The organism is Stenoxybacter acetivorans DSM 19021, assembly GCF_000745895.1.
In the GTDB taxonomy this organism is placed as follows: Bacteria; Pseudomonadota; Gammaproteobacteria; order Burkholderiales; family Neisseriaceae; genus Stenoxybacter; species Stenoxybacter acetivorans.
In genome coordinates, this window is the sequence record NZ_JQKE01000135.1 from 1 (window position 1) to 1,531 (window position 1,531).

At 46.7% G+C, this 1,531-nt stretch carries 1 protein-coding gene; it reads left to right on the plus strand.

Annotation, left to right across the window (positions count from 1 at the left end):
• Positions 1-292: 292 nt before the first annotated feature.
• Entirely contained in the window at positions 293-1,390 is a 1,098-nt protein-coding gene (nagZ, locus tag Q384_RS10940) for a beta-N-acetylhexosaminidase (protein WP_425423491.1), read from the plus strand.
• Positions 1,391-1,531 lie beyond the last annotated feature (141 nt).

Below are 1,531 nucleotides of genomic sequence, written 5' to 3' on the forward strand. Positions count from 1 at the left end.
CTTGACGCTGATAGGGCAGTAAACGGGTTCTTTTATGAATATTCATTGCAGTATTTTCCTATAAATACTGTAAACAACGCTGGGATTTCTTACACATAAGTGCTTGGAAACAACACCTACAAAGGTAAGCTGTTTTAGATCATTGCCATGTTGTTCTGCATAGCTTAGGGTGTTATTCTATCCACTGTGATTGATAATATTGCAAGCATTTGTGCATGCAATATTAACATTTTTTAGAACCCATAAATTCAGGCAGCATTGTTGCTTGATTGTTTTTTTACTTTTTTAAGACATGATGACAAACACTGCACACTTATTTTTGCCGCGAGGTCCCGTGATGGCGGACGTTGCTGCTTTTCAATTAACGGAAGAAGAAAGACAGCGGTTAAGCCACCCCGCTATCGGCGGCGTGATTTTATTCAGACGAAATTATGCCTCCCGTGAACAAATCACTGCTTTGATTGCCGAAATCAAATCGCTGCGTACACCTGCGCTGATTGTTGCGGTGGATCATGAGGGCGGCAGGGTGCAGCGGTTTATCGAAGGCTTTACGCGGTTGCCTGCCATGCGGGTGTTGGGTGAATTGTGGGATAAACAAGGTGAAGAAGTTGCCGTGAATGCTGCCGAAAATGTTGGTTGGGTATTGGCGGCAGAGCTACGCGCTTGCGGCGTGGATTTATCGTTTACACCGGTATTGGATTTGGACTGGGGCTGCTGCGCGGTGATTGGCAACCGCAGTTTTCACGCCGATCCTGCGGTGGTGTCGGCATTGGCATTGGCATTGCAGCGCGGGTTAAATAAAGGCGGAATGCGCACTTGCGGCAAACACTTTCCCGGACACGGCTACGTAGCGGGGGACAGCCATTTTACTTTGCCCGAAGATAATCGCGGTTGGGCGGAATTGTGGGAAAACGATATTCGGCCGTTTCAGGTATTGAGTGATCATGGCATGGCAGCGGTGATGCCTGCTCATGTGGTTTACTCAAACATTGATGATCAAGCGGCAGGATTTTCCCGTTTTTGGTTACAAGACGTCTTACGCAAACGCATGGGTTTTGATGGGGTGATTTTTTCCGACGACTTAACCATGGAAGGTGCAAGTGGGGCAGGCGATGTACGCGAACGCGCTCGTTTGTCATTTGAGGCGGGTTGTGATGTGGTGTTGGTGTGCAATAAACCGGATTGGACAGATGCTTTAATCAAAGACTTTGCGTATCCGCATAATGACAAATTAGCCATGCGCTGGCAGCGCATGGAAGGAGAGGGGCAAGCTGCCGATTTTGTGCAGATGATGGCTTTGCCTGATTTTCAGGCAGCCCAACAACAAACCGCCTTGCTGGCAAGCCCAAATGATTTGGCAGGCGGTGTGAAAGTGGGTGAAGCATTTTAACGAGTAGTATTAATCGGTAGGCAGCTGAAAAAACAGGCTGCCTGAAATAATTAGTCGCTCCTGAATTACCGGCAAGTGATTGAAAATATACAATAAATACTGATTTTATGTTATAATTCACTGCAATAAATCTGTTCAAAC

Coding starts and splice junctions, on each gene's coding strand:
- nagZ (WP_425423491.1), top strand. CDS start 293: ATGATGACAAACACTGCACACTTATTTTTGCCGCGAGGTCCCGTGATG.